At 69.5% G+C, this 16,035-nt stretch carries 14 protein-coding genes; 9 read left to right on the top strand and 5 right to left on the bottom strand.

Annotation, left to right across the window (positions count from 1 at the left end; all coding sequences use genetic code 11):
- Positions 1-15 precede the first annotated feature (15 nt).
- Positions 16-726, top strand: coding sequence for an ABC transporter permease (locus AC5Y6X_RS09075; RefSeq protein ID WP_324681464.1), 711 nt, complete (start codon positions 16-18; stop codon positions 724-726).
- Between the two features lie 149 nt (positions 727-875).
- Positions 876-1,859 (top strand): COX15/CtaA family protein, encoded by a 984-nt coding sequence (locus AC5Y6X_RS09070; RefSeq protein ID WP_499985973.1) that lies wholly within the window; start codon positions 876-878, stop codon positions 1,857-1,859.
- Here AC5Y6X_RS09070 and AC5Y6X_RS09065 read toward each other — a convergent pair.
- Positions 1,797-2,630: a DcsG N-terminal domain-containing protein gene (locus AC5Y6X_RS09065; RefSeq protein WP_499985972.1), complete on the bottom strand. Its 834-nt coding sequence runs from the start codon at positions 2,628-2,630 to the stop codon at positions 1,797-1,799. The two genes, AC5Y6X_RS09070 and AC5Y6X_RS09065, sit on opposite strands and share 63 nt — an antisense overlap.
- 19 nt (positions 2,631-2,649) lie before the next feature.
- On the opposite strand from AC5Y6X_RS09065, the gene AC5Y6X_RS09060 reads away from it, so the two are divergent.
- Positions 2,650-3,621, top strand: a complete 972-nt coding sequence (locus AC5Y6X_RS09060; protein WP_499985968.1) for a quinone oxidoreductase family protein — start codon at positions 2,650-2,652, stop codon at positions 3,619-3,621.
- A gap of 19 nt (positions 3,622-3,640) precedes the next feature.
- Here AC5Y6X_RS09060 and AC5Y6X_RS09055 read toward each other — a convergent pair whose 3' ends face one another.
- Positions 3,641-4,555 carry a heme o synthase gene (locus AC5Y6X_RS09055; RefSeq protein ID WP_499985965.1) on the bottom strand — a complete coding sequence of 305 codons (915 nt, stop codon included), beginning with the start codon at positions 4,553-4,555 and terminating at the stop codon, positions 3,641-3,643.
- 248 nt (positions 4,556-4,803) lie between these two features.
- Between AC5Y6X_RS09055 and tkt the strand changes: the two genes are divergently transcribed.
- The 6 genes from tkt (at position 4,804) to AC5Y6X_RS09025 (ending at position 11,821) form a co-directional block, all read left to right on the top strand.
- Positions 4,804-6,903, top strand: a complete 2,100-nt coding sequence (tkt, locus tag AC5Y6X_RS09050) for a transketolase (RefSeq protein ID WP_499985964.1) — start codon at positions 4,804-4,806, stop codon at positions 6,901-6,903.
- A gap of 15 nt (positions 6,904-6,918) precedes the next feature.
- Positions 6,919-8,040, top strand: a complete 1,122-nt coding sequence (gene tal, locus AC5Y6X_RS09045; protein ID WP_499985962.1) for a transaldolase — start codon at positions 6,919-6,921, stop codon at positions 8,038-8,040.
- The gene (zwf, locus tag AC5Y6X_RS09040) at positions 8,037-9,581 is read left to right on the top strand and encodes a glucose-6-phosphate dehydrogenase (protein ID WP_324681341.1); all 1,545 of its coding nucleotides are present in this window, start codon (positions 8,037-8,039) and stop codon (positions 9,579-9,581) included. The genes tal and zwf overlap by 4 nt, the downstream gene beginning before the upstream one ends.
- Positions 9,578-10,489 (top strand): glucose-6-phosphate dehydrogenase assembly protein OpcA, encoded by a 912-nt coding sequence (opcA, locus tag AC5Y6X_RS09035; protein ID WP_499985960.1) that lies wholly within the window; start codon positions 9,578-9,580, stop codon positions 10,487-10,489. The genes zwf and opcA overlap by 4 nt, the downstream gene beginning before the upstream one ends.
- Positions 10,486-11,244 carry a 6-phosphogluconolactonase gene (pgl, locus tag AC5Y6X_RS09030; protein ID WP_499985958.1) on the top strand — a complete coding sequence of 253 codons (759 nt, stop codon included), beginning with the start codon at positions 10,486-10,488 and terminating at the stop codon, positions 11,242-11,244. The genes opcA and pgl overlap by 4 nt, the downstream gene beginning before the upstream one ends.
- Before the next feature lie 178 nt (positions 11,245-11,422).
- The gene (locus tag AC5Y6X_RS09025; protein ID WP_499986483.1) at positions 11,423-11,821 is read left to right on the top strand and encodes an ATPase; all 399 of its coding nucleotides are present in this window, start codon (positions 11,423-11,425) and stop codon (positions 11,819-11,821) included.
- 19 nt (positions 11,822-11,840) lie between these two features.
- Here AC5Y6X_RS09025 and ppc read toward each other — a convergent pair whose 3' ends face one another.
- The 3 genes from ppc to AC5Y6X_RS09010 form a co-directional block, all read right to left on the bottom strand.
- Positions 11,841-14,660 (bottom strand): phosphoenolpyruvate carboxylase, encoded by a 2,820-nt coding sequence (gene ppc / locus AC5Y6X_RS09020; RefSeq protein WP_499985956.1) that lies wholly within the window; start codon positions 14,658-14,660, stop codon positions 11,841-11,843.
- Positions 14,661-15,089: 429 nt separating this feature from the next.
- Positions 15,090-15,506: a type II toxin-antitoxin system VapC family toxin gene (locus tag AC5Y6X_RS09015; RefSeq protein WP_499985954.1), complete on the bottom strand. Its 417-nt coding sequence runs from the start codon at positions 15,504-15,506 to the stop codon at positions 15,090-15,092.
- Positions 15,503-15,733 carry a ribbon-helix-helix domain-containing protein gene (locus AC5Y6X_RS09010; RefSeq protein WP_324681333.1) on the bottom strand — a complete coding sequence of 77 codons (231 nt, stop codon included), beginning with the start codon at positions 15,731-15,733 and terminating at the stop codon, positions 15,503-15,505. The genes AC5Y6X_RS09015 and AC5Y6X_RS09010 overlap by 4 nt, the downstream gene beginning before the upstream one ends.
- Positions 15,734-16,035 lie beyond the last annotated feature (302 nt).

Raw genomic sequence — 16,035 nt, 5'->3', positions numbered from 1 at the left:
AGCGCCGTGTCGCGCATGCTCGCCGCCCAGTTCGCGCTCGAGTTGAAGCTGCTGCTGCGCAACGGCGAGCAGTTCCTGCTGACGCTGGCCATCCCGATCACGCTGCTGGTCGGCCTGACGGTGCTGCCGCTCGGATCGTTCGGCGACAACCGCGCCGCCACGTTCGTCCCCTTCGTCATGGCGCTCGCGGTGATCTCCACGGTGTTCACCGGGCAGGCGATCGCGCTCGCGTTCGACCGCCGCTACAACGCACTCAAACGGCTGGGCGCCACCGCGCTGCCGGTCTGGGGAGTCATCGCCGGCAAGACGCTGGCGACGATCGCCGTGGTGTTCATCCAGGCGATCATCCTGGGCGCCATCGGGTTCGCGCTCGGCTGGCGGCCCTCCGTGGCGGCGCTGGCGCTGGGCGCGGTGATCATCGCGCTGGGCACCGCCTGCTTCGCGGCCTTCGGCCTGCTGCTCGGCGGCACGCTGCGGGCCGAGATCGTGCTCGTGGTGGCCAACCTGATGTCGTTCGTCTTCGCCGGGTTCGCCGCGCTGACCCTGGAAATCAAGATGATCCCGCCGGGATTCACATGGGCCGCCCGGCTGACACCGTCCGACGCGCTCACCGAGGCGCTGTCGCAGGCGATGACGTTGTCGGTGGACTGGTTCGGCGTCGTCGTCCTGGCGGCGTGGGGCGCGGCGGCGGCGCTGGCCGCGCTGCGCTGGTTCCGCTTCACCTGACGGCCGGGCCTCTGACGGCCTGCCGCTTGACGCCACGCCGCTTGACGCCCCGTCGCGCGACGCTGCAACGACGCACACGACACGCCGACGACGGTGTGCGAGGTTTCAGTCTCGGCGCGGCCGGCCCGTACTACAGGCCGTAGTTTTTGTTGCCTTACGATCGGGCGGTGCTGAGACGAACGCTGTTGCGGTTGGTGGACCTGCTCCCCGACCCCAGCCTGCGTGTCCAGCGGCTCATCGCCGCCGCCGTGATCCTCACTCAGGGCGGCATCGCCGTCACCGGCGCCATCGTGCGCGTCACCGCGTCGGGGCTGGGCTGCCCCACCTGGCCGCAGTGCTTTCCGGGCAGCTTCGTTCCGGTGGCCGTCGCGGAGGTGCCGCGGGTCCACCAGGCGGTCGAGTTCGGCAACCGGATGGTCACCTTCGCGGTGGCCATCGCCGCGGCGCTGGCGGTGCTGGCCGTGACCCGGGCGCGCCGGCGCGCCGAGGTGCTCGCCTACGCGTGGCTGATGCCGGTGTCGACGCTGGTGCAGGCGGTGATCGGCGGCATCACCGTGCGCACCGGGCTGCTGTGGTGGACGGTGGCCGTCCACCTGCTCGTGTCGATGACGATGGTGTGGCTTTCGGTGCTGCTCTACGTCAAGGTCGGCGAGCCCGACGACGGGGTGGTGGCCGACCGGGTGGCCGGGCCGCTGCGCGCGCTGACGGCGCTGACCGCGGTGGACCTGGCCGCGGTGCTGGTGACCGGCACGCTGGTGACCGCCGCCGGGCCGCACGCGGGCGACCGCAGCCCCAGCCGGACGGTGCCGCGGCTCAAGGTGGACATCCCGACGCTGGTGCACGCGCACTCGTCGTTGCTGGTCGCCTACCTCGCGCTGCTGGTCGGGCTGGCCTTCGGGCTGCTGGCGGTGCGCGCCGGCCGGGACATCATGCTGCGCCTCGGCGTCCTGCTGGCGCTGGTGTGCGCGCAGGCCGCCGTCGGCACCACGCAATACTTCACCGGGGTGCCCGCCGCGCTGGTCGCCGTCCACGTGGCCGGTGCCGCGGCGTGCGCGGCGGCCACCGCCGCCCTATGGGCGTCGATGCGAACCCGGATGCGAGAGCGGGCCCAGCCCGAGGCGCTCGCACGCTGACTCCACGGCCAGCGCGAACTCGCGCTGGGCGAGGTCGCGGGTTTCGGCGTCCAGCCGCAGCCAGCCCAGCGACGGGTCCACCAACGCCAGCTCCAGCAGCTTCGAACCGCTCAAATGTGCTCGCGCATAAAGCAATTCGCTTGTCTGAATGCCGACCCGGTCCGCGGCGGCGGCCAGCGCCGCGGCGCCCACGTCCCAGGCCTCGAAGTCCGGGTCGGCCGGGAATGCGTGCGACGGTTCCCCACCGATGAAGACCAGCACGGTCTCGGGAGCGGGGTCGGCGGGCTGCACCCAGGCGCCGCACTGAAGTTCGGCCGCATACACCGCGGCCGCGGCCCGGTCACCGAACCGGCGGGTGCCGGTGCCGACGACCGGGCCGACGAACACGTCGCCGCGGCGCGGCAACCGAATCCGCTCGCCCGGCGCGTACGCCTCCCCCGGCACCGTCGGCACCCCGCGGGCCGCCAGGTCGCAAAGATAGCGCCGATCGGCGTTCCAGGCGACGACGGCGGGCGCGTTCAGCAGGTTGGGCACGGCGGTGGTCCAGGCCAGGAACTCGTCGAGGCGCCCGGCGTAGTCGCGGGTCGCGCGCAGTATCACCAGGTGCGCGCGGCGGGTGTCGGGATCGTCCCAGGGCAGCCAGCGGGCGTGCAGCCCGCGGCGGCGCAGCGCGGTGACCAGCCCGGCGTCGTCCCCGTCGCCGGCGACGTGCTGCGGGCACCCGGCCAGCACGATGCGGGGATGGAAGACATCGGGCCGGGCGAGCTTCATGCCCGGGCATGATAGCCAGATGCACGCAATCGAAGTCAGCCGAATCGGCGGTCCCGAAGTCCTGCGCTACGTCGACATGCCACAGCCCACACCCGGCCCGGGCGAGCTGCTGATCAAGGCCGAGGCCATCGGCGTCAACTTCATCGACACCTACTTCCGCTCGGGGCAGTACCCGCACGAGTTGCCGTTTGTCCTCGGCACCGAGGTGTGCGGCACCGTCGAGGCCCTCGGCGAGGGAGCGGACTTCAGCGTCGGACAGCGGGTGGTCACCGCGGCGGCCGTCGGCGCCTACGCCGAATTCGCCACTGCGCCAGCGTTTTTGACCGCGGCGGTGCCCGATGGCGTGACCCCCGACGTGGCGGCGTCGGTACTGCTGAAGGGCCTGACCGCCCACTACCTGCTCAAGTCGGTGTATCCGGTGCAAAGCGGCGACGCCATCCTGGTGCACGCCGGCGCCGGGGGCGTCGGGCTCATCCTCACCCAGTGGGCACGCCTGCTCGGCGCCCGGGTCATCGCCACCGTGTCGACACCGGAGAAGGAGCGGATGTCCCGGGAGGCCGGCGCCGACGAGGTGCTCTCCTACCCCGACGACCCGGCGCAGTTCGGCGAGCGCATCCGCGCGCTCACCGACGGCGCCGGGGTGGCGGCCGTGTACGACGGCGTCGGCGCCACTACCTTCGACGCCAGCCTGGCCAGCCTGGCCGTCCGCGGCACGCTGGCGCTGTTCGGCGCCGCGAGCGGCCCCGTTCCGCCGGTGGATCCGCAGCGGCTGCACGCCGCCGGCTCGGTGTTCCTGACGAGGCCGGGGCTGCCCCACTTCATGCGCACCGCCCAGGAGTTCAGCTGGCGCGCGGAGGAATTGTTCGACGCCGTCGCCGGCGGGGCGATCAGGATCGAGGTCGGCGGACGCTACCCGCTGTCCGACGCGGCCCGCGCCCACGCGGACCTGCAGGGCCGCAAGACCACCGGCTCGATTGTGCTGCTGCCGTAGGAGATTGCGCGCCGGCCCCTCAGAGCAGGGTCGGCAGGGCGATCACCGAGTCGAGCGCCAGCGCGCAGAACACCACCGCGAGGTAGTTGTTCGACTGCAGGAACAGCCGCAGCGGCTTGATCGGCTCGCCGGCGCGCACTCCGGCGTACAACTGGTGGGCCATCGCCAGGAACCACACCCCGGCGACCAGGGCGACCGCCGCGTACAGCCAGCCGGTGGCCGGCGCCAGCGCCAGCGTCGCCGCGACGGTCAACCAGGTGTAGACCAGGATCTGCTTGGTGACCTGACGCTCGGTCGCCACGGCCGGCAGCATCGGGACCCCGGCCGCGCGGTAGTCGTCCTTGTACCGCATCGCCAGCGCCCAGGTGTGCGGCGGCGTCCAGAAGAAGATGATCGCGAACATCACCAGCGCCGGCCAGGCGATGGTGCCGGTGACGGCCGACCATCCGATCATCACCGGCATGCACCCGGCCGCGCCGCCCCACACGACGTTCTGCGACGTGCGGCGCTTGAGCAACAGCGTATAGACGAACACATAGAACGCGATGGTGGCGACGGCCAGCAGCCCCGACAGCAGGTTCGTCGTCCACCAGAGCCAGAAGAACGACCCGGCGCTCAGCGCCAGCCCGAGCACCAGCGCGTTTCGCGTCGGCACGGCGGCGCGCGCCAGCGGCCGGCGCGCGGTCCGCTTCATCACCTTGTCGATGTCGGCGTCGGCCACGCAGTTCAGCGTGTTGGCGCCGCCCGCGGCCAGCATCCCGCCGATCAGCGTGTCGAGGATCAGCAGTGGGTTCACGTGGCCGCGGTCGGCCAGCAGCATCGCGGGTATCGCGGTGACCAACAGCAGCTCGATGACCCGCGGCTTGGTCAACGCCAGGTAGGCCAGCACCATGGGGCGTATCCGGCCCGGCGCGACGCGCCCGCGAACGCTCACGCAATAACTCCTCGGGTCGCACCAGCGCGCAGCATCTACTACGCACGATGGTAGACCGCGCGTCCACAGCTCCCGGCCCGCAGGGTCCAATCACCCAGATTTCCCGATCGCGGGACTGCTTGCAAAGCGCCATTGGCCTGCGCGTAATTTTCACAGCGGCCGGCCCCGTGTACCCGCAATCCAGCGCTGCAAACGCCGGCGCTCCCGCACTAGGGTGAGGATTGATCAGTCGACCCAAGGATGAGTCTGTGACGACACTCGAAGAGATCTCCACGCTGACCGAACAGCACCTGCCCGACGACTGGACCGAGATCGACTCGGCCGCCGTCGACACCATCCGGGTGCTGGCCGCCGATGCGGTCCAGAAGGTCGGCAACGGACACCCCGGGACGGCGATGAGCCTGGCCCCGCTGGCCTACACGCTGTTTCAGCGCACCATGCGCCACGACCCCGGCGACACGCACTGGCTGGGCCGGGACCGGTTCGTGCTGTCGGCCGGGCACAGCAGCCTGACCCTGTACCTGCAGCTCTACCTCGGCGGCTTCGGCCTGGAGCTGTCCGACATCGAGTCGCTGCGAACCTGGGGATCCAAGACGCCCGGGCACCCGGAGTTCCGGCACACCAGGGGCGTCGAGATCACCACCGGCCCGCTCGGGCAGGGCCTGGCCTCGGCGGTCGGGATGGCGATGGCGTCGCGCTACGAGCGCGGCCTGTTCGACCCGGACGCCGAACCCGGAACCAGCCCGTTCGACCACCACATCTACGTGATCGCCTCCGACGGCGACATCGAAGAGGGCGTGACCTCGGAGGCGTCGTCGCTGGCCGGTGTGCAGCAGCTGGGCAACCTCATCGTGTTCTACGACCACAACCAGATCTCGATCGAGGACGACACCAACATCGCGCTGTGCGAGGACACCGCGGCCCGCTACCGCGCCTACGGCTGGCACGTGCAGGAGGTGGAGGGCGGCGAGAACGTCGTCGCCATCGAGGAGGCCATCGCCAACGCGAAGGCCGTCACCGACCGGCCGTCGTTCATCTCGTTGCGCACCATCATCGGCTACCCGGCGCCCAACCTGATGAACACCGGCAAGGCGCACGGCGCCGCGCTCGGCGACGACGAGGTCGCCGCCGTCAAGAAGATCCTCGGCTTCGACCCGGACAAGACGTTCGAGGTCCGCGACGACGTCATCGCCCACACCCGCAAGCTGGTGCAGCGGGGCAAGGAGGCGCACGAGAAGTGGCAGCCGGAGTTCGACGCGTGGGCGCAGCGCGAACCCGAACGCAAGGCGCTGCTGGACCGGCTGACCGCGCAGCGGCTGCCCGACGGCTGGGACGCCGACATCCCGCACTGGGAACCGGGGTCAAAGGCGCTGGCGACCCGCGCCGCCTCGGGCGAGGTGCTGAGCGCGGTGGGGCCGAAGCTGCCCGAGCTGTGGGGCGGTTCGGCCGACCTGGCGGGCAGCAACAACACCACCATGAAGGGCGTGGATTCCTTTGGCCCGCCGTCGATTTCGACCAAGGACTACACCGCGCACTGGTACGGGCGCACGCTGCATTTCGGTGTTCGCGAACACGCGATGGGCGCCATCCTGTCCGGCATCGTGCTGCACGGGCCGACCCGGGCCTACGGCGGCACCTTCCTGCAGTTCTCCGACTACATGCGCCCGGCGGTGCGGCTCGCGTCGCTGATGAACATCGACACGATCTACGTGTGGACCCACGATTCGATCGGGCTCGGCGAGGACGGCCCGACCCATCAGCCGATCGAACACCTTTCGGCGCTGCGGGCCATCCCGCACCTGTCGGTGGTGCGTCCCGCCGACGCCAACGAGACGGCCTACGCGTGGCGCTCGATCCTGGCCCGCGGCAACGGCAGCGGCCCGGTCGGCCTGATCCTGACCCGGCAGGGCGTCCCGGTGCTGGAGGGCACCAACTTCGAGGGCGTCGAGCGCGGCGGCTACGTCCTGGGCGACGACGGCTCCGCGGACGGGGAGGAGCCCGACGTCGTGCTGATCGCCACCGGCTCGGAGGTCCAGCTCGCGGTGGAGGCGCAGAAGTTGTTGGCGGACAAGGACATCGTGGCGCGGGTGGTGTCGATGCCGTGCGTGGAGTGGTTCGAGTCGCAGCCGTCGGACTACCGCGACAGCGTGCTGCCGCCCACGGTGTCGGCCAGGGTCGCCGTCGAGGCCGGGGTCGCGCAGTCCTGGCACAAGCTCGTCGGCGACACCGGGAAGATCGTGTCGATCGAGCACTACGGGGAATCCGCGGACTACAAGACATTGTTCCGTGAATACGGCTTCACCGCCGAAGCCGTTGCGGCCGCAGCGGAACAGGTAGTGGACAACTGAGGAAGGGTGATTCACATGACCAGTCAGAACCCTAACCTTGCGGCGCTGTCCGCCGCGGGGGTGTCCGTTTGGCTGGACGACTTGTCGCGCGAGCGGCTGCAGTCGGGCAACCTGCAGGAGCTGATCGACACCAAGTGCGTCGTCGGCGTGACGACCAACCCGTCCATCTTCCAGAAGGCGTTCGCCGAGGGCCACGCCTACGACGAACAGATCGCCGAGCTGGCCGAGCGCGGCGCCGACGTCGACGCCACCATCCGCACCATCACCACCGACGACGTGCGCAGCGGGTGCGACGTGCTGACGCGGGAGTGGGAAGCCTCCGACGGCGTCGACGGCCGGGTGTCCATCGAGGTCGACCCGCGGCTGGCCAACGACACCGACAAGACCATCGCGCAGGCCGTCGAGCTGTGGAAGATCGTCGACCGGCCGAACCTGTTCATCAAGATCCCGGCCACCAAGGCCGGCCTGCCCGCCATCACTGCCGTTCTGGCGGAAGGCATTTCGGTCAACGTCACCCTCATCTTCTCCGTCGAACGACACCGCGAGGTGATGGACGCCTACCTGGCCGGGATGGAGAAGGCCCGCGAGGCCGGTCACGACCTGTCCAAGATCCATTCGGTGGCATCGTTTTTCGTGTCCCGGGTGGACACCGAGGTGGACAAGCGGCTGGAAAAGATCGGCTCCCCCGACGCGCTCGCGTTGCGCGGCCAGGCCGGCGTCGCCAATGCCCGGCTGGCCTACGCCGCCTACCAGGAAGTCTTCGAGGGCGGCGAACGCTACCGGGCGCTCGAGGCCGACGGCGCCCGCGTGCAGCGTCCGCTGTGGGCGTCCACCGGGGTCAAGAACCCCGACTACTCCGACACGCTGTACGTGACCGAGCTGGTCGCGCCGAACACGGTGAACACCATGCCGGAGAAGACGATTGACGCGGTCGCCGACCATGGCGTCATCCGGGGCGACACCGTCACCGGCACCGCGGCGGCCGCCCAGCAGGTGTTCGACAAGCTGGCGGCGGTCGGAGTCGACTTGCCCGACGTGTTCGTGGTCCTGGAGAACGAGGGCGTGGAGAAGTTCGTGGATTCCTGGACCCAGCTGGCGGAGGAAACACAGAAACAACTCAGTTCCGCCGCTAAATGAGCCGGGCCGCTGCCGCCGCGCAGTGGCGTAATCCGCTGCGGGACAAGGAAGACAAGCGACTGCCCCGCATCGCGGGCCCATGCGCCATGGTGCTTTTCGGCGTCACCGGCGACCTGGCCCACAAGAAGGTGGTGCCGGCGATCTACGACCTGGCCAACCGTGGCCTGCTGCCGCCCACCTTCTCGCTGGTGGGCTTCGGCCGCCGCGATTGGGATCACGACGCCTTCGCCCAGGTGATCCACGACGACGTCAAGCAGTACTGCCGGACCCCGTTCCGCCAGGCGATCTGGGAGCGGCTGGCCGACGGATTGCGGTTCGTGCGGGGCGACTTCGACGACCAGGCCGCGTTCGGGCGCCTGGCCGAGACGCTGGAGAAGCTGGACGCCGAGCGCGGCATCGGCGGCAATCACGCCTTCTACCTGGCGATCCCGCCCAAGGCGTTCCCGGTGGTGTGCGAGCAGCTGCACTCCTCCGGGCTGGCCCGTCCGCAGGACGACAGGTGGAGCCGGGTGGTCATCGAGAAGCCGTTCGGCCACGATCTGCAGAGCGCGCGCGAACTCAACCACGTGGTCAACTCCGTCTTCCCCGAGGAGTCGGTGTTCCGCATCGACCACTACCTGGGCAAGGAGACCGTCCAGAACATCCTGGCGCTGCGGTTCGCCAATCAGCTGTGGGACCCGATCTGGAACGCGCACTACGTCGACCACGTGCAGATCACCATGGCCGAGGACATCGGGCTGGGCGGGCGGGCCGGCTACTACGACGGCATCGGCGCCGCCCGCGACGTCATCCAGAACCACCTGATGCAGCTGCTGGCGCTGACCGCGATGGAGGAGCCGGTCAGCTTCAAACCGTCGGCGTTGCAGGCCGAGAAGATCAAGGTCTTGTCGGCCACCCAGCTCGCGCAGCCGCTCGACGAGACCAGCAGCCGCGGCCAATACGCCGCCGGCTGGCAGGGCGGGGAGAAGGTGGTCGGCCTGCTCGACGAGGAGGGCTTCGCCTCCGACTCCACCACCGAGACCTTCGCCGCCATCACGCTCGAGGTGGACACCCGCCGCTGGGCCGGCGTGCCGTTCTACCTGCGAACGGGAAAACGGTTGGGCCGCAGGGTGACCGAGATCGCCCTGGTGTTCAAGCGGGCCCCGCACCTGCCGTTCGACGCCACCATGACCGACGAGCTCGGCACCAACGCCATCGTCATCCGGGTGCAGCCCGACGAGGGGATCACCCTGCGGTTCGGTTCCAAGGTGCCGGGCAGCGCGATGGAGGTCCGCGACGTCAACATGGATTTCTCCTACGGCTCGGCGTTCGTGGAAGATTCCCCCGAGGCGTACGAACGCCTGATCCTGGATGTGCTGCTCGGTGAGCCGTCGCTGTTCCCGGTCAACGAGGAGGTCGAATTGGCTTGGGAGATACTGGATCCCGTTCTCGACTATTGGGCGACGCACGGCAGGCCCGAGCCGTATGAGGCGGGCACCTGGGGCCCGGCGTCGGCGTTCGAGATGCTGCGCCGGACCGGCCGGGAATGGCGGCGGCCGTGATTATCGATCTGCTGGACACCAGCACCACCGCGGTCAACAAGAAGCTCGACGAGCTGCGCGAGAAGGCCGGCGTGGTCACGATGGGCCGGGTGGGAACGCTGATCATCAAGTCGGACAACGACACCATGCTCGAGGAGTCGATCGAGGCCGCCAACGCCGCCAGCCACGAGCACCCCAGCCGGGTCCTCGTCGTGACGACCGGCGACGCCGACGCCGCCGAGGCCCGGTTGGATGCCCAGGTTCGGGTCGGCGGCGACGCCGGCGCCGGGGAGGTCGTGGTGCTGACCCTTTCGGGGCCGCTGGCCGGTCACGCCGAGAGCGTCGTCATTCCTTTCCTGCTGCCCGACATCCCGGTGGTGGCGTGGTGGCCCGACATCGCCCCGGCCGTTCCCGCCCAAGACCCGTTGGGCAAGTTGGCGATTCGGCGCATCACCGACGCGACCAACAGCGACGATCCCCTGTCGGCGATCCGCAGCCGGCTGCCCGGGTACACCGCCGGCGACACGGATCTGTCCTGGGCCCGCATCACCTACTGGCGGGCGTTGCTCACCACCGCCGTCGACCAGAAGCCCCACGAGGAGATCGAGTCGGCCCTGGTTTCCGGTTTGCGCACCGAGCCCGCGCTCGACGTGCTGGCGGGCTGGCTGGCCAGCCGGATCGACGGACCGGTGCGCCGGGTGGTCGGCGACCTCAAGGTCGAGCTGGAACGCAGAACCGAAACCATCACCCTGAGCCGGCCGCAGGAGGGCACCACCGCGACCCTGAGCCGCACCGGCCGGCCGGACGCGCTGGTGCCGTTGGCGCGCAGGGAAACCCGTGAGTGCCTCGCCGAGGACATGCGCCGGCTGGATCCCGACGAGATCTACTTCGCCGCGCTCGAAGGCATCGACAAGGTGCAGTACGCATGAGCACGGTCATCGACATCGTCCCCGACGGCGAGGCCGTGGTCCAGGCCGCCGGCAGCCGGCTGGTCACCACCATCCAGGGCGCCGTCGCGGCCCGCGGCCGGGCGCTGATCGTGCTGACCGGCGGCGGCAACGGCATCGGCCTGCTGAGATACCTGGGCGACCAGGGGCAGCACGTCGACTGGTCGAAGGTGCATCTGTTCTGGGGCGACGAGCGCTACGTCCCCGAGGACGACGACGAGCGCAACGAAAAGCAGGCCCGGGAGGCGTTGCTCGATCACATCGACATCCCGCCGAGCCAGGTGCATCCGATGCCCGCCAGTGACGGCGAATTCGGCGACGACCTGGCCGCCGCGGCGCTGGCCTACGAGCAGCTGCTGGCCGCCAACGCGGCACCCGGCGCGCCGCTGCCGAACTTCGACGTCCACCTGCTCGGGATGGGGCCCGAGGGCCACATCAACTCCCTGTTCCCGGACACCCCCGCCGTCCTGGAGACCAGCCGCCTGGTCGTCGGGGTCGAGGACTCCCCCAAACCCCCGCCGCGGCGAATCACCTTGACACTACCCGCTATTCGGCGGTCCCGGGAGGTGTGGCTGATGGTCTCCGGGGCGGGCAAGGCCGACGCGGCGGCCGCCGCCATCGGCGGCGCGCAACCGGTTTCGGTGCCGGCCGCCGGGGCCGTCGGGCAGGAGACCACGCTGTGGCTGCTCGACGAGGCGGCCGCGGCCAAGCTTCCCGATAAGGGGCGGCCGGGCTAACCGCGAGCCCGCTCGGCCTGCCGGTCCGCGTATCCGGCCGCATAGTCGCCGGCCCGCCGGGCGATGTCGGCGCCGTCGGCGCGCGGGCGCACCGGGACCCGCCAGCGGGCGTCACAGTGTCGTCGTCGCACACCCAGTTAGACATGCCGTGGGCTGCCCCGGTTCCGTCGGGTTCATAATTGCGTGCATGGCAGACAAAACCGTGCGCAGCGGGCCCGAGCGGAGCCGGATCAAGACCCTCACCCAGGCGGCCCTGAACGCCGACAAGACCGTGGAACAGGTCGAGGACGTCCTCGACGGCCTGAGTAAGACCATGGTCGAGTTGAACAGCTCGCTGGGGGCGCTGAATGCCACGGTGGAACGCCTGGAGGGCGGCCTGGACCACCTGGAGGGCACGCTGCATCACCTGGATGATCTCGCCAAGCGGCTGATCACCCTTGTCGAGCCGGTCGAGGCCATCGTCCAGCGAATCGACTACATGGTCGGGGTCGGCGAAACGGTGATGTCGCCGTTGTCTGTCACCGAGCACGCGGTGCGCGGCGTGCTGGACCGGTTGCGCAACCGGACGGCACATTGACGACGCCGGGGCCGCTGCCTTAGCCGCTGTTGCGTAGCGCGCTGGCCAGGCCGTTCATGGTCAGCAGGATGCCGCGCTGCACCAACTCGTCATCGTCGCCCGAGCGGTAGCGGCGCAGCAGTTCCACCTGAAGGTGGTTCAGGGGCTCCAGGTACGGGAATCGGTTGAACACCGAACGCGCCAGCGCCGGGTTGTCGGCGAGCAGGTCGTCGTGACCGGTGATGAGCTTGTGCATGGCGATGGTGCGCCGGTGCTCGTCGACGATCTTGTCGAACACCCTGCGCCGCAAGGACTCATCGGGCACCAGGTCGGCGTATCGGGCCGCCAGGCCCAGGTCGCTCTTGGCCAGCACCTGCGCCATGTTCGACAGCACGCTGGCGAAGAACGGCCACCGCTCATACAGGTCGCGCAGCGTCGCCACCCGGTCGGCTTCGCTGTCCGGGCCCGCCGCGATCCACCGCTCGAACGCCGATCCGGTGCCGTACCAACCGGGCAGCATCACCCGCGACTGGCTCCAGGCCAGCACCCACGGGATGGCGCGCAGGTCCGCGATCGACTCGGTGGGCTTGCGCGAGGGGGGCCGGCTGCCGATGTTCAGCGAACCGATCTCGCTGACCGGTGTGGAGGCCTTGAAGTATTCGACGAAACCCGGTGTGTCGTGCACCAACTCGGCGTAGGCGCGTTGCGCCAGGGAGGCCACCTCGTCAAGCACGGCGTAGGCCGGCTCCGCGGTGTCGCGCAGCCCCTCGACGTCCAGCAGCGTCGACTCCAGGGTCGCGGCCACCAGGCTCTCCAGGTTGCGCCGCGCCAGCTGGGGTTCGGCGTACTTGGCCGCGATCACCTCGCCCTGCTCGGTCAGGCGCAGCGAGCCGTTCACCGCTCCGGGTGGCTGCGCCAGGATCGCCTGGTAACTGGGGCCGCCGCCGCGGCCGACGGTGCCACCGCGACCATGGAAGAGCCGCAACCGAATTCCGGTTTTGCGGGCGGTGTCCACCAGGTCGAGCTCGGCCCGGTAGACCGCCCAGTTGGCGGCCAGATACCCGCCGTCCTTGTTGGAGTCGGAGTAGCCGAGCATCACCTCCTGGCAGCCTTCGCGCGCGTCGACCAGCGAGCGATACAGCGGCAGTTCCAGCATTGCCTGCAGGATCGCTGCGCCGTTGTGCAGATCGCCGATCGTCTCGAACAGCGGGGAAATGCCCACCGGGCAATACGGTTCCGGCCCCGACACATCCAGCAGACCGGCCTCCTTGAGCAGGATCGCGGCCTCCAGCACGTCCGACACCGACCGGCACATCGAGATGACGTAGTTGGGCACGGCGGCCGTTCCGTAGCGCCGGACGGCGTCGGCCGCGGCGCCCAGCACGCCCAACTCCGTGCGCGCCAGGTCGGACAGCTGCGCGCGGTCTCCGACCAGCGGGCGTCGGGTGCCCAGTTCGGCCGCCAGCAGCTCGACGCGTTCGTGTTCACCCAGCGTGCCGTAGTCCGGGTGCACGCCCGCCCAGGCCAGCAGTTCGCCGACCACCTCCTCGTGCACGTCGGAGTTTTGCCGCATGTCCAGGCCGCACAGATGAAACCCGAAGGCCCCCACGGCTTCTCGCAGCAAGGCCAGCCGGTCGTCGGCGAGCAGCGCACTGCCGTGGCTGCGCAACGAGGCGTCGACGGTGTCGAGATCGGCCCGCAATTCGGCCGCCGTGGCGTACCGGGCCAGGCCCAGGTCGAGCTCGTGCTGCGGCGCCCGGTCCAGGATTTCGGCGGCGGTCGCGGTGAGCCGACCGCGGATCAACCGCACGGCGCGCCGGTACGGCTCGTCGGCCCGGGCATCCTCCGGGCAGGCCGCGGCCAGTTCGGCCAGGCCCGGGGTGACGCCGACCAGTCGCGCCGACATGGAGAGCTCCTGCTCGAGGTGGGTGAGCTCGGCCAGGTAGTGCGTCAGCGCGGTGAACGCGGCGCTGCCGGTGGCCCGCCGGACCACGTCGGCGGTGACGTTCGGGTTGCCGTCGCGGTCACCGCCGATCCAGGAGCCGGGTTGCAGAATCGGCGCGGAGAGCAGCTCGGCGTCGGGCCAGCGGGCCCGCAGCGCGTCGCGAACCTCGGCGTTCACCTGCGGAATCACCTCGAACAACGCGGCCGGGTAGTAGCGCAGGCCGACGTCGATCTCGTCGGTGATCTGCAGCCTGGAGAGCCGAATCAGCGCGGTCTGCCACAGCGTGAGGACCTGGCGGCGCAATTCCAGTTCGATGTCGCGGCCGTCGTCGGTCTGGGTGTGGCCCTCCGCGTGCAGCCGCATCAAACCGGTGATCCGGTGCTGGGTGACGAAGACGGTGCGCCGCCGGGTCTCTGTGGGATGAGCGGTGATGACCGGGGAAACCAGCGCACCCCTCAGGGCCTCGGCCACCGTCGCCGAATCCAGTTCTGCCCGATCGAGTTTCGCGTAGGTTGCGGCCAGGCTGCTGTCCTGCGGGGGTTCGCCGGCGTCGACGTGGATGGCGCGCCGGCGTTCGCGGTGGATGTCTTCGGCGACGTTGGCCAGCAGCGCGAAATGGCTGAACGCCCGGATGACCGGGATCGCGAGGCGGATGTCGAGGCCGGCGAACATGGCCGCCATCTCGGCCCGATCGATCTCCGAGCGCCGCACCCGGAAGGATTCCACCCGGGCGCGTTCCACGAGGTCGAACACCTCGTCACCGTTTTGCTCGCGCACGGTGTCGCCGAGGATGGCGCCGAGCAACCTGATGTCGGCGCGCATGGGCTCGGTCGCCTCGCGCCCGATCGCCGTCCGCTGGACCGCACCGATCGGTGCCAGCGCGGCGTCGTGCGCGGTCTCGGAGGCCCCAACCATGCATCCCAGTATCGACGCCGACGACGTGGTCCGCCCGGCGAGAGGTCACCTATAGCGGCCGAAAGTGAAGCGCACGACGCATCGTCGGCGTGTCGCGTCGTGGATTTGACGCTCGGCGCCGCGACGACTCACCTGGGGTTGGACGCCGCAACAGATTGCCGACGACATCCACGCCCACTTGGACAAGAGGGGCGTTACGTTGCTGGACGTCGGAACCATGGTCAACGCCGCCCACTCGGTCTATTGCCCCGGCAATGTGTGCGACGCCCCCTCCCTGTGCACCTGACAGCGTGAGCCGCGCCGGGATCTGAATTGTAAAGTCGCGCATTACGGTTGACGACAAGGCCGCATTCCTGCCGGCGGTCAATTCGTGATAGTGACATTTAGCATTGGAATCCGTTGCGCCCCAAGCACTTTCTTTGGCATTCCCTACCGATTGGCGTGGACCTCTACGAACCCCGCCGCCGCGAAGTCTTGGTCGAAGGCTAGGGCTTCGCGCAGCCGTCGGTCTCGCATGACACGAAAGCTCGTCGCGTCCACGTAGGAATACACTCGTTCATCGTGTTTGCGGAGCCAGTCCCAAGCCGCGGTTTCTTGGTCTTCTGTAACGCGGTGTACGACGAGGCGCTCGGCTTGGCTAAGGGTTTCGAGCCTGTCGAGAAAGGCCAGCGCTGTACGGTGGCTGTCCTTGCGGCGCAGAAAGGTCCAGGTCTCGCCCGCAACAAGGTTGGTCGTGAGAATCTGCTCCGTGCGTCCAAGAGCGCCTAGCATGGCCAATGCGTCGTCGTGCCGAGCATCCCCGGGCAACGCCCACGCCACCCACCAACCGGTGTCGGCGAACTTCACTGGCCGTAGACGGTGTCGTCGACCTCGCCAGGTTCCACCGAGACATCGCCCGACCCGAACCCGGCCAGGGAGCGCCAGAGGTCATCTTCGGACTCGCCGAGCGGCGGGGTAAGAACGGTGCCGAGTCCGAGGCGGATCAACTCGGACTTGGAAATGCCGCGACGGCGCGCCTCCGCGGCAGCGAGCACGTCGAGCTCGTCGGGGATCGTGATCGTGATCGTCTTCACGACTTTAGTATACATATTGACCGCTACACTGACTACATATCGGGCCGACACCGGCGATGCCCTGACCTGTCGCAGCTCGCCCAAACCGTCACCGCTCCCCTCCGCGGGAACTCGCACCTCATCGACACGCACAGTTACCAGTTACACTGATACGAGTTGCATTGTGGCGCAACATACCTCGCCGTTATCCGACCTGTCAGACCCCGCCTATGGTTCCCAAGTCGTGGTGGCCGGTAACCCACGACCTATGGCCGTAGGGTCTGCTGTGTGCGGGCGGTCTGGATCGGACATGCCGCGGCGCC

The sequence above is a fragment of the Mycobacterium sp. NGS26 genome (assembly GCF_059813025.1).
The sequence above is the reverse complement of the archived record's forward strand: the minus strand, read 5'-3'. Positions and strand labels throughout refer to the sequence as shown.

What these genes read in the sequence shown, in the direction of transcription:
- AC5Y6X_RS09075 (WP_324681464.1), top strand. Translation starts at nt 16, where the DNA reads ATGCTCGCCGCCCAGTTCGCGCTCGAGTTGAAGCTGCTGCTGCGCAAC.
- AC5Y6X_RS09065 (WP_499985972.1), bottom strand. Translation starts at nt 2,630, where the DNA reads ATGAAGCTCGCCCGGCCCGATGTCTTCCATCCCCGCATCGTGCTGGCC.
- AC5Y6X_RS09060 (WP_499985968.1), top strand. Translation starts at nt 2,650, where the DNA reads ATGCACGCAATCGAAGTCAGCCGAATCGGCGGTCCCGAAGTCCTGCGC.
- tal (WP_499985962.1), top strand. Translation starts at nt 6,919, where the DNA reads ATGACCAGTCAGAACCCTAACCTTGCGGCGCTGTCCGCCGCGGGGGTG.
- zwf (WP_324681341.1), top strand. Translation starts at nt 8,037, where the DNA reads ATGAGCCGGGCCGCTGCCGCCGCGCAGTGGCGTAATCCGCTGCGGGAC.
- pgl (WP_499985958.1), top strand. Translation starts at nt 10,486, where the DNA reads ATGAGCACGGTCATCGACATCGTCCCCGACGGCGAGGCCGTGGTCCAG.
- ppc (WP_499985956.1), bottom strand. Translation starts at nt 14,660, where the DNA reads ATGGTTGGGGCCTCCGAGACCGCGCACGACGCCGCGCTGGCACCGATC.